This window comes from Streptomyces sp. NPDC002265 (genome assembly GCF_040296125.1).
In the GTDB taxonomy this organism is placed as follows: domain Bacteria; phylum Actinomycetota; class Actinomycetes; order Streptomycetales; family Streptomycetaceae; genus Streptomyces.
The window spans coordinates 1-14,578 of record NZ_JBEOWS010000255.1 but is presented as its reverse complement, the minus strand read 5'-3'; the positions used below and the strand labels follow the sequence as shown (position 1 = coordinate 14,578).

15 protein-coding genes and 1 pseudogene are annotated in these 14,578 nt (G+C 69.3%); 5 read left to right on the top strand and 11 right to left on the bottom strand.

Annotation, left to right across the window (positions count from 1 at the left end):
* The 8 genes and pseudogenes from ABT085_RS33010 to ABT085_RS32975 all read right to left on the bottom strand — a co-directional run.
* A pseudogene (locus tag ABT085_RS33010) lies at positions 1-171 on the bottom strand (GNAT family N-acetyltransferase); the annotation flags it as partial.
* A 9-nt stretch (positions 172-180) separates the two neighbouring features.
* A complete protein-coding gene (locus ABT085_RS33005) occupies positions 181-639 on the bottom strand; it encodes a MarR family winged helix-turn-helix transcriptional regulator (protein WP_351616314.1) in 459 nt (152 codons plus the stop codon).
* 124 nt (positions 640-763) lie between these two features.
* Positions 764-1,630, bottom strand: a complete 867-nt coding sequence (locus ABT085_RS33000; RefSeq protein ID WP_351616313.1) for a GNAT family N-acetyltransferase — start codon at positions 1,628-1,630, stop codon at positions 764-766.
* Positions 1,631-1,880: 250 nt separating this feature from the next.
* Positions 1,881-2,363: an NUDIX domain-containing protein gene (locus ABT085_RS32995; protein ID WP_351616310.1), complete on the bottom strand. Its 483-nt coding sequence runs from the start codon at positions 2,361-2,363 to the stop codon at positions 1,881-1,883.
* An 88-nt stretch (positions 2,364-2,451) separates the two neighbouring features.
* Positions 2,452-3,354 carry a LysR family transcriptional regulator gene (locus ABT085_RS32990; protein ID WP_351616308.1) on the bottom strand — a complete coding sequence of 301 codons (903 nt, stop codon included), beginning with the start codon at positions 3,352-3,354 and terminating at the stop codon, positions 2,452-2,454.
* 241 nt (positions 3,355-3,595) lie between these two features.
* Positions 3,596-4,765 (bottom strand): cystathionine gamma-lyase, encoded by a 1,170-nt coding sequence (locus ABT085_RS32985; RefSeq protein WP_351616306.1) that lies wholly within the window; start codon positions 4,763-4,765, stop codon positions 3,596-3,598.
* On the bottom strand, positions 4,762-5,253 hold the full coding sequence (locus ABT085_RS32980) for a low molecular weight protein-tyrosine-phosphatase (RefSeq protein ID WP_351616304.1): 492 nt from the start codon (positions 5,251-5,253) through the stop codon (positions 4,762-4,764). Before ABT085_RS32980 ends, ABT085_RS32985 begins: the two co-directional genes overlap by 4 nt.
* A 7-nt stretch (positions 5,254-5,260) precedes the next feature.
* Entirely contained in the window at positions 5,261-5,641 is a 381-nt protein-coding gene (locus ABT085_RS32975; RefSeq protein WP_152888352.1) for a phage holin family protein, read from the bottom strand.
* A gap of 59 nt (positions 5,642-5,700) precedes the next feature.
* On the opposite strand from ABT085_RS32975, the gene ABT085_RS32970 reads away from it, so the two are divergent.
* The 4 genes from ABT085_RS32970 to ABT085_RS32955 all read left to right on the top strand — a co-directional run bounded on the left by ABT085_RS32970 (position 5,701) and on the right by ABT085_RS32955 (position 7,979).
* Positions 5,701-6,018 carry a cupin domain-containing protein gene (locus ABT085_RS32970; protein WP_351616301.1) on the top strand — a complete coding sequence of 106 codons (318 nt, stop codon included), beginning with the start codon at positions 5,701-5,703 and terminating at the stop codon, positions 6,016-6,018.
* Between the two features lie 147 nt (positions 6,019-6,165).
* Positions 6,166-6,378, top strand: coding sequence for a DUF5326 family protein (locus ABT085_RS32965; protein WP_351616299.1), 213 nt, complete (start codon positions 6,166-6,168; stop codon positions 6,376-6,378).
* Positions 6,379-6,645: 267 nt separating this feature from the next.
* Entirely contained in the window at positions 6,646-7,443 is a 798-nt protein-coding gene (locus ABT085_RS32960) for an IclR family transcriptional regulator (protein ID WP_502982860.1), read from the top strand.
* Positions 7,444-7,541: 98 nt separating this feature from the next.
* Positions 7,542-7,979, top strand: coding sequence for an SsgA family sporulation/cell division regulator (locus ABT085_RS32955; protein ID WP_152888358.1), 438 nt, complete (start codon positions 7,542-7,544; stop codon positions 7,977-7,979).
* Positions 7,980-8,169: 190 nt separating this feature from the next.
* Here the strand turns inward: ABT085_RS32955 and ABT085_RS32950 are convergent, their stop codons facing one another.
* Positions 8,170-9,717, bottom strand: a complete 1,548-nt coding sequence (locus tag ABT085_RS32950; protein WP_351616293.1) for a YibE/F family protein — start codon at positions 9,715-9,717, stop codon at positions 8,170-8,172.
* 241 nt (positions 9,718-9,958) lie between these two features.
* Here ABT085_RS32950 and thiC point away from each other — a divergent pair, with 241 nt between their 5' ends.
* Positions 9,959-11,761 carry a phosphomethylpyrimidine synthase ThiC gene (thiC, locus tag ABT085_RS32945; RefSeq protein WP_351616290.1) on the top strand — a complete coding sequence of 601 codons (1,803 nt, stop codon included), beginning with the start codon at positions 9,959-9,961 and terminating at the stop codon, positions 11,759-11,761.
* Between the two features lie 131 nt (positions 11,762-11,892).
* Here the strand turns inward: thiC and ABT085_RS32940 are convergent, their stop codons facing one another.
* Together ABT085_RS32940 and ABT085_RS32935 are read right to left on the bottom strand one after the other, a co-directional pair.
* Positions 11,893-12,765, bottom strand: coding sequence for a hypothetical protein (locus ABT085_RS32940; RefSeq protein WP_351616288.1), 873 nt, complete (start codon positions 12,763-12,765; stop codon positions 11,893-11,895).
* A 181-nt stretch (positions 12,766-12,946) separates the two neighbouring features.
* Positions 12,947-14,029 (bottom strand): metallophosphoesterase, encoded by a 1,083-nt coding sequence (locus ABT085_RS32935; RefSeq protein ID WP_351616285.1) that lies wholly within the window; start codon positions 14,027-14,029, stop codon positions 12,947-12,949.
* Positions 14,030-14,578 lie beyond the last annotated feature (549 nt).

The following is a 14,578-nucleotide window of genomic DNA, read 5'->3' as shown; positions in this document are numbered from 1 at the left end:
CGCCACCATCAGATGCTGGTTCGGATCGGCGGACAGGCGCTCCAGAGCCGCCCGGTAGGGGGTCAGGTCGTCAGGTGACTCGCGCTGTGCGCCCAACGGATCGTCGGCGAGCATCGCGACGATCGCCGGTATGTCGTCTGCCGTGGCGGGCCGAATATCGATATCTCCCATGGCCGCACTCTATGCGGGTGCGTTGAGTGCCTCCACGGCCCGGACCAGCGGTGCGAGCTCGGCGTTCTTCGAGGCCTCGTCGAGTGCCTCGCGCAGGGCGGCGTCGTTGGTGGGCCGGGCCTGTGCCAGCAGTTCGAGGCCGCCCTCGGTGACGTCGGTGTAGATGCCGCGGCGGTCGGTGGGGCACAGATAGCGCTTGAGGAGGCCGCGGTCCTCCAGGCGGGTGACCAGTCGGGTGGTGGCGCTCTGACTGAGCACGACGGCGTCGGCGACCTGCTTCATCTGCAGATGTCCGCCGGAACCGTTGTGCTGCCGGCTCAGCACGTCGAGCAGGGAGTACTCGCGCACGCTCAGATCGTGCCGCGTCTGAAGCGCGCGCTCGACATGGGCCTCGATCCGGCCGTGGAGCAGGGATAGGGCGCACCAGCCCTGGGCGAGGGCGGTGAGTGCGGGGTCCGTCGCTGTCATGGCGTTTCCTCCGTCCCGGGCATCCGAATCCAGGATAGAGCACAGATGCAATAGTGTGCGGTTGCAGATAATCGGCGACTGCAATAATTGCCGATGTGAGTGAGTAGGAACCTGCTCGCTGAGGTCAGCCCGCCGCCACCGTCACGGGAGCGAACCGTCGGCTCCAGTCGCCCGGGAGCTCCGGGATGCCGTACGTCATGACCGCGTTGAAGGCGACGGACACCAGGCCGCGCTCCTTCAGCCACGTCAGCAGTTCTTCGTGCCGCACATCGACATCGGTCCGCAGCGGACGGTCGGTGTGGGCGGCGAGGGCGGTGACAAGGGCTTTGGCCGTCTCCGTGTCGCGGGCGATCAGCGGGCCCACCACATGGGTGTCCATATTGGGCCAGATGGCCGCGTAGCCGATGATCCGGCCGCTCTCCACAGCCACGCACAGCCGGTCGGCGAAAGCAGGCAGGCGCGTGACGATGTGGGTGCGGTCAAGGCCGAAGACCTCCCCGTCGAGCAGAAGGATCTCCGCCAGGTCCGCAGCCGTGGCCGCGCGGGTGACGATGCCGGGCCGCGTCCCGTCGGGGGTGAAGTTCCCGCGCACCATCTCGGCTCGCGCGGTGACCTTGAAGCCCAGTTCCTCGTACAGCGGAAGGCCGTTCGGCGTCGCGTGCAGTGTCAGCGGCGTGGTGCCCATCGTGGACACGATGCGGCGCATCAGCCGGCGCCCGACCCCCTGACGCGCGTGCCGCTCGGCGACCAGGACCATGCCGATGGCTCCCAGGCCGGGACGCTCCCGCGGACCGTACTCGGTGACCGCGCAGGCGGCGACGAGGCCGCCGTCGGGATTGTCGATGCCGTATCCCGTTCCGGCCGTGAGCAGGAAGCTCCATTTGTGTTCCTCCCGGGGCCACCCCCGGTCCTCCGAGAGGTCGGCGCAAGCGGAGAGATCGCGAAGCGTCAGACAGCGGACGGGGAGAGCAGCGAGGGAAGGAATGCGCACGCAGGTCAGGCTGTCCGACCGGCAGCCTCGGCGTCCACCCGTTTCGAGCGAGACATACATGCTTTTGGCCATGCCGCGGCCGGGTCCGCAGGGCGCGCAGAGAACGAGGGTGTTTCACGTGAAACACCGGCAAACGGCAGGCGTCCTATGCTCCCGCCCCGCACTGGGCGAGTACGCCCGCCCCGCACTGGGCGAGCCTGCCGTTGGTCTCGGAGGCAGGGCGCGGCTTGCTCGTCGCCGGTTGCGGCTTTCAGCCCAGATCGGGGGCGTGCATGGCTCGTACACCCTCGATGTTCCCGTCGAGGTAGTGCCGCAGAGACAGGGGCACCAGGTGCACGGAGGCGATACCGACCCGGGTGAACGGCACCCTGACGATCTCGTACTCGCCCGCGGGCTCGTCGATCTCGGGGCCGTGCCGCAGGGACGGGTCCATGGACCCCAGGCGGCACACGAAGAAGTGCTGCACCTTCACCCCGGTCGCGCCGCCGTCCGCGCCGATGTGCTCGACGGTGTCGACGAAGCAGGGCACGACATCGGTGATCTTGGCGCCGAGTTCCTCGTACACCTCGCGGTGCAGGGCATCGACGACAGTCGTGTCCTCGGGCTCCACCCCGCCACCGGGCGTCACCCAGTAGGGATCCACGCCGGGCTTGGTGCGCTTGATCAGGATCAGATGGTCGCCGTCCAGAAGGACGGCTCGGGCGGTGCGCTTGACCACGGGTCGGACGGTCATGGGAGAAATGTGGCCCGGCTGGTTCCACGTGAAACATTGCGAAACATCATTGGAGGCGAATTTCCCGTGACATTGCGGGGAAACCCGCTCAGCACCAGTCGATGGCGGCCCGCTGGAGCCATTCGTGGGCCCGCGCTATGTGCGGCATCACCAGGGTGCCGGTGCGCACCACGAGGAAGTAGGTCCGCAGCGGCGGTACCGCCGGTTCATGCAGCGCGACCACGTCACCGCGGGCCAGGGCGGAGGCACACAGATAGCGCGGCAGCACCGCGAGACCGGCGCCCGCGCACGCGCACGCGAGGACGGCGCGCAGATCGGGGACGATGACGGCACCCGAGGCGGCAGGCCGGGAGTCGAAGACGGAAGCCCAGTAACGGGACATGAACGGCAGCGACTCGTGCACCTCGACGACGGGGAGGTTCTCCAGGACCGGCGCGCCCTTGCGGCGCCTCCAGGGCTCGATCCGCTCGGCCCAGCTGGGGGCGGCCACCAGGACATGCTCCTCGTCGCACAGGGGAGTCGCAGTGAGCAGGGCGCCGCGTGGACGGGCCGTGCTGATGGCCAGATCGTGGTGTCCCGCCGCCAGCCCTTCGAGGGCCTCCTCGGCCGTGCCGAAGGAGGCGCGCAGGGCGAGCCCCTGGCCGCCGTGGCCGGCCAGCTCGGTAAGCGCGGGCAGGGCCCGTTCGGCGGTGAACTCGGGCGGCCCCGCCAGATGCAGCGTGCGCAGCGAGGAGTCGTCGTCCATGCCGGTCTCGGCGATCTCCACCAGGGCGTCCAGATGAGGCGCGGCCTTGTGGGCGAGTTCGTCGCCGATGGTCGTCGGGGTCACCCCGCGGGCCTGCCGTAAGAACAGAGGGCGGCCCACCTGCCGCTCCAGTGTGCGGATCTGGGAGGTGACGGCCGGCTGGGAGAGTCCGAGGAGAGCCGCGGCCCGAGTGAAGGAACCGGCTCGGTGCACCGTCACGAAGGTACGCAGCAAGGCGAGATCCACGCAGTGTCCTCCCCTCTCGCTGCCCCGCTCCAGATCCTTCCGGCCGGCCCCCTGCCGCGCCCAACTATAAATATGTCGATAGGTCTCTGTCGCTACTGTGATTGGACACTGACACTCAGTCAACTAGCCTTGGTCGCGCGGTTCTCAGCGCGCGGAACCGGGGACGGTCCGAGCCACGAGGGGGGAGGCTCGGACCGTCCGTCGTGCGGAGCGGGACACCGCCGGGGTGTCCGCCCACCGGTCAGTCCGCCGACTCGTCCAGTGCGCGCAGCAGATCCGCGACCAGGTCAGCGGGGTCCTCCGCGCCGACCGAGAGACGGATGAAGCCTTCCGGCACCGCGTCGCCGCCCCAGCGTCCGCGCCGTTCGGCGGTGGAGCGCACGCCGCCGAAGCTCGTCGCGTCGTCCACGAGCCGCAGCGCGTCGAGGAAGCGGTCGGCCCGTGCCCGTGTGGGCAGGGTGAAGGAGACCACGCATCCGAAGCGCTGCATCTGCTCCGAGGCGATCTTGTGTGCCGGGTCGTCGGGCAGTCCCGGATAGCGCAGTCCGCTCACCTCGGGCCGCTGCCGCAGCGCCTGGGCGACGGTGAGGGCGGACGCGTTCTGCCGGTCGACCCGCAGCTGGAGCGTGGCGATCGAGCGGTGTGCGAGCCAGGCCTCCATGGGCCCGGAGATCGCCCCGACGATCTTGCGCCAGCGGCGTACGGCCGCCATGGCCTCCGCGTCGCGGCCCGCGACATAGCCCAGGAGGACATCGCCGTGCCCGGTGAGCTGCTTGGTCCCGCTGGCCACGGAGAAGTCGGCGCCGAGTTCGAGGGGGCGCTGCCCGAGCGGCGTCGCGAGGGTGTTGTCGACGGCCACCAGGGCACCACGCGCGTGTGCCGCCTCGACGAGCCGCCGGATGTCGCAGACGTCGAGGCCCGGGTTCGACGGGGACTCGATCCACAGCAGCCTGGCGCCGTCGAGGACGTCGAGCTGGGCGTCGCCGCCGGTGGGGGCGGTGCGCACCTCGACGCCGTACGCCTCCAGCTGGGCCCGGACCAGGGGCAGCGCCTGGTATCCGTCGCTGGGCAGGACGACCGCGTCGCCCGCGCGCAGCTGGGAGAAGAGCACCGACGAGATGGCGGCCATGCCCGAGGCGAAGACGAGTGTCTCCACACCCTCCCCGCCGGGCGCCTCCAGCTCGCCGATGGCCCGCTCCAGATGGGTCCAGGTCGGGTTCTCGTCCCGTCCGTAGGCGTACGGGCCGGTGGGTTCGCCCGGCAGATGGAAGTGAGCGGCGAACACCGGTCCCGGCAGCGTCGGTTCGTGCTTGACCGGCTCGGGAAGCCCCGCCCGCACCGCGCGCGTTCCGTCGCCCGCGACGGGGGGAACCGCCGTACCGTTTCCGTCGTTGCCGGCTGAGTCGCTCATGCCGCCCGTCCTTCCACCTGTTCACGTACCGCGGCGAGCAGCCCGGTGCTCGCCGCCTCCACCATCTCAAGACACGCTTCGAAATCGTCCAGAGCCCCGTAGTAAGGGTCCGGAACGTCGAGGTCGTCCCCCGCGGCGGGGTCGTAGGAGCGCAGCAGCCGCACCTTCCGTGCGTCCTCCTCGGTCGGCGCGAGCCGGCGCAGCTCCTGGAGATGGCCCTGGTCGAGAGCGATCACGAGGTCGAGGCGGGAGAACCAGGAGGCCCGGAACCGGCGGGCCGTGTGATCGCTGCCGTAGCCGCCGTCCTCGAGGACGGCGACGGTGCGCGGGTCCGCGCCAGCGCCCTCGTGCCAGCCTCCGGTGCCGGCGCTGTCGACCTCGACCCGGTCGTCGAGCCCGGCCCGCGCCACGTGGGCGCGGAAGACGGACTCGGCCATCGGCGAGCGGCAGATGTTCCCCGTGCACACGAAGCAGACGCGGTAGGTCATCGAGTGCTCAGTCCTTGCCGTCGGGCAGCACGACGTTGAGGGCCCAGGAGACGATCGAGATGATCAGGCCGCCGAGGACGGCGGTCCAGAAGCCGTCGACGTGGAAGCTGAGGTCGAGCTTCCCGCACACCCAGGAGGTCAGCAGCAGCATCAGCGCGTTGACGACCAGAGTGATCAGGCCGAGCGTCAGGATGAACAGCGGGAAGGTGAGCACTTTCAGGATCGGCTTCACCAGGAAGTTCACCAGGCCGAAGACCAGGGCGACCAGGATCAGGGTGCCGACCTTCTTGCCCGTGCTGTCACCGGTCAGGGTGATCTTGTCGAGCAGCAGCACGGCGATCGCCAGGGCTCCCGCGTTGGCGATCGTCTTGACTACGAAATTCTTCATGTGTCTGATCGTGGCAGAAGAGATCGGATTCGAGCAGAGGTGTGGAGCGGACAAGAGCGATGAAGGCATTCCGGCTGGATGAACTGGAGGCGGAGCGCGCCGCCAACGACGGCGCCTACCTGCAGTTTCTGCGCGAACGGAACATGTCGGTCGGCCTGTACGCACTCGACGCCGGTGATCGGGACGGCCAGAGTCCGCACAACCAGGACGAGGTGTACTTCGTGGTGAGCGGCCGCGCCTCCATCACGGTCGGCATGGAGACGACCCAGGTGGCGCGCGGCAGCGTGGTGTACGTGCCGGCCGGGGTCGCGCACAAGTTCCATCACATCAGCGAGGACCTCAGGGTTCTGGTGGTCTTCTCTCCGCCCGAAGCCTGAGCGGCGGTCTCGGGGTTCCCTAGGGGAACGGTCAGGGGAGGGCAAGGGATGCGGGGCCCCCATCCGACCCCGTCTCGGCCCTAGCATTCTGAACAGGACGACAATCGGGTCCCGGGCGGCCGGGCGGAGCAGTAAAGGACGAGGACGATGCAGGAGATCTTCGCGGGACTGCCGTGGTGGGTGAAGTGGATCGCGGTGCCGGTCATCGCGCTGTTCGTGTTCGGCAGTCTCATAGCCACGGTCGTCAGCATCGTGATCGGCCTGCTGTTCAAGGTGCTGATCTTCGTCGCCCTGGTCGGCGGACTGATCTACGTCGTACGGAAGTTCATGTCGAGCTCCTCGTCGCGCAGCGACTGGTGAGGTCGAGGGGCAACCGGTGACCGGTAACAGGAATCACCGGTTCCCTCGGGCGAGGGAAGTTTTCCGGGCAGCCCGTCGGCGAGCGGTGGCAGACGGATAAAGTCCGGAACTCGACGCGGGGAAGACCCCCGCGAGCGGCGTACATCCCCACCCGTGTTTCCCGCACGGGCCGCCCCCTCGCGCAACGGGAGTGCCCCCTTGGCCACGGTCGACACCGCATCGGCAGACACCTGTTCACCCCCCACACGGTCGTGTTCCACCATCCCCCTGGTGCCGCGCCCGCCCTCCGCCTCGGTCCCCGAGCAGCCGCACTCCGCGACGACCACCCTGATCGGATCGGTACAGCGTGCGATGCGTCTGCTGGAGTGCGTCGCCGCGCACGAGCACGGGGCCCCGGCCAAACAATTGGCCCGCGAGACCGGCCTCGCCCTTCCCACGGCCTACCACCTGCTGCGCACCCTCGTGCACGAGGGCTATCTGCGCCGTGACAAAGGGCTGTTCTTCCTGGGGGAGGCCGCCGAGCGGCTGGGTGGCAGCGGAGCGACGCAGAAACGTCGCAGCGCGGTCGCCGACCTGCTCGCGCAGTGGCGCGATGCCATCGGTGCCCCCGTCTACTACGCCGTGTACCGCGGGGGCGAGATCGAGATGCTGTGCGTCTCCGACACCCCCGGCAATCCGGCGGTCGAGGAGTGGGCGGACTTCCGTGAGACCGGGCACGCGCACGCCATCGGCCAGTGCCTGCTGGCCCAGCTGGACGACGAGGCCCGCCGCGACCACCTGGACCGCTACCCCGTGCGGTCCCTCACCCCGTACACGGTGCACGACAACCGCACGCTGCTGCGAAGGCTGGAGCGGCTGCGGCGGCTGAGGCCGGTGACCGAGCGCCAGGAGTACGCGCTGGGGGCGGTGTGCGCGGCCATTCCGATCACGCTCGGTACCACCGCCGCGGCGATGGCCATCTCGCTGCCCGCCCATCAGGCCGACCGGCTGCTCCCCGCGGTACAGCAGTTGCAGGCCGAGATCGGGCGTCTTACCGGGTCATTGGGGCTCTCTATCAGCATCTGAAAAATCACTCCTTGTGATCTGCCGTGCACGTTCAGCAAGATGCCATCAAATGCAGGGGTTCATTCCAGGCCATTCGACGGCATATGACGGGGTAGGCGATGCGCGAGTCGGTACAGGCAGAGGTCATGATGAGCTTTCTCGTGTCCGAGGAGCTCTCGTTCCGCATTCCGGTGGAGCTGCGCTACGAGTCCAGTGATCCGTACGCCGTGCGGTTGACCTTCCACCTTCCCGGCGACGCACCGGTGACCTGGGCCTTCGGGCGGGAGCTTCTGATCGACGGAGTGGGCCGGGCCTGCGGTGAGGGGGATGTCAGGGTCGCGCCCGTCGACCCGGACTCGCTGGGCGAGGTCCTGATCCGGCTTCAGGTCGGAGTCGACCAGGCGTTGTTCCGTTCCTCGACGGCCCCGCTCGTGGCCTTCCTCGACCGCACCGACAAGCTGGTGCCGCTGGGACAGGAAGGGGCCCTCGCCGACTTCGACGCCCATCTCGACGAGGCCCTGGACCGCATCCTGGCGGAGGAGCAGAGCGCGGGCTGAGGCGCGAGGCGCCGGAGGCACGCCGGACGTGCATGGGCGGAGCCCAGGGGGTCAGCAGGAACGCTTCTGTGGGGCGTGGGAGCCCGCAGGAACGCTTCCGTGGGGTCCGAGGAGGTGCGCGGTGATGCCGTCGGGCCGGGGCGCTCCTGAGGCCTCTGGCCGCCGTCCGTTCGGCTGAGCCCGGACGGGGTCACCGCTTGCGCCGACGCCCCCGTCCGCCGCGTGCAACGGCCGGCTGGTCGCCCGCCGGAGCCGGTGCCGCGGCGGTCTCCGGGCCCTGCCGGTCCGCGGCGACCACCAGGGCCGCGAGCACCGTGGTGACCGGCACCGAGGCGACCAGGCCGATCGAGCCCACCAGCGTGCGCACGATCTCCTCCGCGACCAGCTCGCTGTTGGCGACCGTTCCGATGCTGCTCTGCGCGATCGAGAACAGCAGCAGCAGCGGCAGCGCCGCGCCCGCGTAGGCGAGGACAAGCGTGTTCACGACGGACGCGATGTGATCGCGTCCGATGCGTATGGCCGCGCGGTACAGGCTCCGCCAGCCCATCGACGGATTCGCCTCGTGCAGCTCCCATACCGCCGAGGTCTGTGTCACCGTCACATCGTCGAGGACGCCGAGCGAGCCGATGATGATGCCGGCGAGCAGCAGACCGCTCAGGTCGATCGACGGATACAGGCCGTGGATCAGGCCGGTGTTGTCGTCGGTGTTGCCGGTGAGCGAGGCCCAGTCGACGAACAGCGAGCCGAGCACTCCGATCAGAACCAGCGAGATCAGCGTGCCGAGCACCGCCACGGAGGTACGGGCCGACAGTCCGTGGCACAGGTACAGGGCGATCAGCATGATGGCGCTCGACCCCACCACTGCCACGACCAGCGGGTTCGAACCCTGGAGGATGGCGGGCAGGATGAAGAAGTTCAGGATCAGGAAGCTGATGGCCAGCGCCACCAGCGCCATCACGCCCCGCAGCCGTCCCACGACCACCACGGCGAGGGCGAAGACGCCCGCGAGCAGCGTGACCGGGATCCGGCGGTTGACGTCGGTGACCGAGTACTGGAGGTCCTTCGGCGCGGAGGGCTCGTAGGCGACCACGACCTTCTCGCCCTTGTGCAGCTGCCGTGACTGGTCCGGCTGGATGATCTCGGTGAACGTACGGCCCTTGTCCGACCCGGTACCGACCTGGATCGTCGCCTTCTTGCAGGTCCTGTCCGACTCCTGCCGGGCGGACGAGCTCCCGGCGGCCGAACCGCCACCGGGCGAGGCGCCGCTCGAGGCGTTCACCGAGGCGCAGTTGACGTTCACCACTTCGGTGACCGTGGCCTGCTGGGTCTGCCGGTCGAACCCGACCCCGGTGCGCTCGTGCGCCGGGGCGCCACCGGGCCACAGCACCATCAGTCCGACCACCACCGCGGCCGCGAACGGCACGAGGACCGCCGCGATGACCTTGCGCAGGTGCTTGGAGACGGGGGCGGCCGGCCCATGGCTGTGCGTATGGCCATGTCCGCCGCCTGAACCCGTGTTCCGCTCGCCGTGGCCGTGGCCGTGGCCGTGGCCGTGTTCCGGACCCTGTCCCTGTCCGTGGCTCTGCCCGTGCCCGTGGCTCTGCCCGTGGTGCTGCCCCTCGCTGAAGTCATGGGCGCGCCCTGGATTGACGCCGCCGTCACTTCCGTTGCCGTGGCCGGCACCGGGCCTGCGCGGCGGTTCCGGGAAGGGGTACGGAGGCTCTTGGGTCGCGGTCACCGCCCGATCATCGCAAGAACGGCGGAGGCCCACTGTTCACCGCGCCACACATGACGCTAGCGTGGAGGCACCTTTGCACACGCGGGAGCTCGGAGCACCGGGCTGAGAGGGCGCTGACCTTCGTCTTTGCGATGTTTCACGTGGAACGAGCGATGTCTCACACGAAACGTCTGTTGACGGAAGCCGCTGCGTCGACCGCTGAACCTGTTACCGGGTAATGCCGGCGTAGGGAGTAGGTCTCATGACCATCAAGGACGCGCGCACGCCTGCCTCCGATCAGGGCGAACAGCCCGAGGAGGCCGGAACGTCGATCGGCTGGCACAAGGCGTATGTCGAGGGCTCACGCCCCGACCTGCGGGTGCCGGTTCGCCAGGTGCACCTCACCAACGGGCAGGCGGTCACGCTGTACGACACGTCGGGCCCGTACACCGATCCGTCCCACGCGACGGACGTCCGCAGGGGTCTGCAACCCCTGCGGGAGAACTGGATCGTCGGACGTGGAGACACCGAGGAGTACGCGGGCCGACCCGTCCGTCTCGAGGACGACGGAATCAAGCACACCTCACCGCGCGGTGGGCTGCGCAACCTCGACGCGGTCTTCCCCGGACGGCCGCGCCAGCCCCGCCGCAGCCGCGACGGCAAGGCGGTCACCCAGCTCGCCTACGCGCGCCGTGGCGAGATCACCCCCGAGATGGAGTTCGTGGCCATCCGGGAGAACGTGGAACCCGAGGTGGTCCGCGAAGAGATCGCGGCGGGCCGGGCGGTGCTGCCCGCGAACGTCAACCATCCGGAGATCGAGCCGATGATCATCGGCAAGCGATTCCTGGTGAAGGTCAACGCCAACATCGGCAATTCCGCCGTCACTTCCTCCATCGAGGAGGAGGTGGAGAAGATGACCTGGGCAACCCGATGGGGCGCCGACACGGTCATGGACCTGTCCACCGGCCGCAACATCCACACCACCCGGGAGTGGGTGCTGCGCAACTCCCCCGTTCCCATCGGCACGGTGCCGCTCTACCAGGCCCTGGAGAAGGTCGACGGCAGGGCCGAGGAGCTGACCTGGGAGATCTACAAGGACACCGTCATCGAACAGGCCGAGCAGGGCGTGGACTACATGACCGTCCACGCGGGCGTCCGGCTGCCGTACGTGCCGCTGACGGCGAACCGCAAGACGGGCATCGTCTCGCGCGGCGGCTCGATCATGGCGGCCTGGTGTCTTGCGCACCACAAGGAGTCGTTCCTGTACGAGAACTTCGAGGAATTGTGCGAGATCCTCGCCGCCTACGACGTCACGTACTCGCTGGGTGACGGCCTGCGGCCGGGATCGATCGCCGACGCCAACGACGAGGCGCAGTTCGCCGAGTTGCGCACGCTCGGGGAACTCAACCGGATCGCGAAGCGTTTCCACGTACAGACGATGATCGAGGGCCCGGGCCATGTCCCGATGCACAAGATCAAGGAGAACATCGACCTTCAGCAGGAGATCTGCGATGAAGCTCCGTTCTATACGCTCGGCCCCCTGACGACGGACGTCGCGCCGGCGTACGACCACATCACCTCCGGCATCGGCGCCGCGATGATCGCCTGGTGGGGCACGGCGATGCTCTGCTACGTCACGCCCAAGGAGCACCTGGGCCTGCCCAACCGTGACGACGTGAAGACCGGTGTCATCACCTACAAGATCGCCGCCCATGCGGCCGATCTCGCCAAGGGTCATCCCGGTGCCCAGGACTGGGACGACGCGCTCTCCGACGCCCGGTTCGAGTTCCGGTGGGAGGACCAGTTCAACCTCGCTCTCGACCCGGACACGGCACGGCAGTTCCATGACGAGACACTGCCGGCCGAACCGGCCAAGACGGCTCACTTCTGCTCGATGTGCGGGCCGAAGTTCTGCTCGATGAAGATCAGCCAGAGCATCACGGAGCGGTTCGGCGGGGCGGCGGCCGAGGGGGCGTCGTCCGCGGAGATCGCCGAGGGGATGCTCCAGAAATCGAAGGAGTTCGCGGCGAGCGGCAACCGGGTGTACCTGCCGATCGCGGACTGAGGTCCGAACACGACGTCCGTGCTCCGAACGCGCCGTCCGTGCTCCGACCCGCTGCCGGTGTCGGTGCCGGTGTCGGTGGCTCGGCCGGATGCTCGGCCTGCGCCTTCCCTGCGAGGGCGCAAGCCGAGGGGCTATTCCGGCTGGTGCTCCGGGCCGCCGAAGTCCGGGCTGGTGAAGTCCGGGCTCGTGTAGCTCGGGCGCGTAGCCGCGGCGGGGCCGTCGTCGGGGCTGGTGAAGCCCGGACGGTCGTAGCCGAGGCGGGGCATGCGGCCGGTCGGTGCCGACGGGGCGGTGCGGTGTCCCGCGACCGCCGTGCCGGGTTCGGCGAGTGCCTCTCGCAGGAACGGCAGGATGCCCCGCTCCAGGAGGGCCTCGCACCAGGCCTCCCTGGCCCGGGTCACTTCCTCGTGCAGTGCGGCCTGCGACTCCGCTTCGAGTGAGGGCCGGTTGCGCAGTGCGGTGAGCAGCAGCCCGACGGTGGCCACGAGGATCGCGGCCGCCGTCATGGCACCGAACACCCATCCGGCGGTGATCATGGTCTGGGCGATCGTCGGCTCGGGGTCCAGCATTTTGAGTATGTAGCCCACGAGCAGGAAGATCGCCGCGGCGGTTCCGGCGAGGACGGGGGCGAGGACCGCGACGACCGCGACGGCGCCTGCGCCTGCGGTCTCCGCGACCTCCCCCATGGTGGTGGCGAGCCCCATCGCACCTGCCCCCGGCTCCACGGAGCCGGATGCGGACATGGGTGACGACGGGGTGGACGGCGCCGGCTGGCGCAGTTCCTCGCGGACCTTCACGTAGTGCTGGTATTCGGTCGCCGCGGCGGCCGTGATGAGCGCGGTGGCGTTGAGCGCCATGGTGCGCAGTTGTTCGGGGTTGAGCCGCTGTCCGACAGCGGCCAGTTCCGGGCGGTGTGGTGCGGAGCGCAGCGCCTCACCGAGGACCCGCTCGTACTCCTGGCGGTCCTCGCTCAGCAGGTGCTGCGGAACGCTGTTCATGTGCATCCCCCGATGCTCCGTAGGGCTTGAGGCTCGCATGGCGACGAGCCGTCGGGCAGAAACGGAGGGGAGCCTGCTACGGATAAGCCGATAGTAGAGCGGCTACGGCTCGGGGTGACAGGGTGTTTCCAGAATTGGGTGCTGTCCTGTAGGGGCGCCGTCTGCCGGAGGCGAGTCCCGTGAACGCTCAGGTGGGCAGCGGAAGTTGTTGGACCAGCAGTTTTCCGGCCATGGTCACACCGCCGTCCATCGCGATCGCTAGGCCGTCGGCGTAGACGTGAGGTCCGTCGACCACGGGGCGGTTGCCGTCCTCGTCGTCCTCGGAGCCGACCTCGCCCAGCAGATAGGGGATCGGGCTGTGACCGTGGACGATGCGGGAGCCGCCGTACATGTCGAGCAGGGAGCGGACGGCGTCCGCGCCCCCCTCGTCGCGGAACGAGAAGCGCTTGGTGAACTTGCGGAACAGGTCCCAGACCTCGTCCGCGTCGTTGCGGGTCAGGGCCTCGCGGATGGTGTCGTTGACCGCCTCGATCGAGTCGCCGTAGTCGAGGTAGGCGGTGGTGTCGGAGTGGACGAGGAGATGGCCGTCGACCTCCTCGATGGCGTCGAGGCGGGCCATCCACTGGAGGTGGTGGTCCTGGAGGCGGTCCATGTCGGTCTTCTGGCCGCCGTTGAGCAGCCAGGCCGCCTGGAAGGTGGCCGTGCCCGCGCCGGAGTTGACGGGGGTGTCGTTGAACCGCTTGGCGCCGAGCAGCAGCAGTTCGTGGTTGCCCATGAGGGCCTTGCAGTAGCCGCCGGCCGCGGCGGCCTCCGCGGACAGCCGCATCACGAGGTCGATCACGCCGATGCCGTCCGGGCCGCGGTCGGTGAAGTCACCGAGGAACCACAGCCGTGTGGTGCCCGCGCACCACTGGCCGGCCGCGTCGATCAGGCCCTGGGCCTGGAGAGCGGCGACCAGCTCGTCGAGATAGCCGTGCACATCACCGACGACGTACAGCGGGCCGGGCCCGACGGCGGGCTGCGGAACGGTGGCGGACGCCGGTTCGACGGCGACCTGAAGGGTGTCACCCCGGTTGATCACCGGCAGGTCGCGCTGGGTGGGCGTGTACCCGTCCGGATGCTCCACCGGCTCCTCCATGGGTGCGACGGCCTCGCCGGGGTGGATGTCGTGGGCGTACGGACCGGTCTCGTGCACGTACGCGGGCACCCGGAAGTCGCGCAACGTCGCCGTCCGCTCCACCTCGGGTCCCTGACCGGCCCCCTGAGTCATCAGACCCCTCCACCATCGCGCCGCATCTGCACCGTTTCGGACTGCCTGGTCGCAGCGGTCCGCGGTGCCGTGGGCCCATCATAGGAATGCGGATCGTGCCGTGTGATGACCCAGGGGTGGTGAATCAGAACAGGACTCCGGTCCATGGCGGCTTTTCGGCCGATACGTCCGGTATTCGACCGCTGGTCGGTGACAGCGTCCGCCGGTCCACGAAGGCGGCCCGGCGCCGATGTCACAGGTGTGTCCCAGGATCGGGAACCCCGTGGACGGCTCTGCCGACCGGGTGGGGTCGTTCCCGGCGGACCGTTGCCGGGGCACGGCCGTCAACAGGTTCTTCTTCCACTTCCCCCGGCCGGGGACGGGGCCGGGTTCACGCGTCGCGCCGGGGGAGCGGGCCGGTGCCTTCGCCCGCCGCGTCGTGGCCGGACGGCTGCCGCGGCCGGCCCTGCCGGCGCACCCTCGACGAGGGCAACAACATCGCCGGACTGGAGCGGCTGCGGCACAAGTTGCAGCACATGCTCGGTCGGCTGGGCATGCACGAGCACCGGC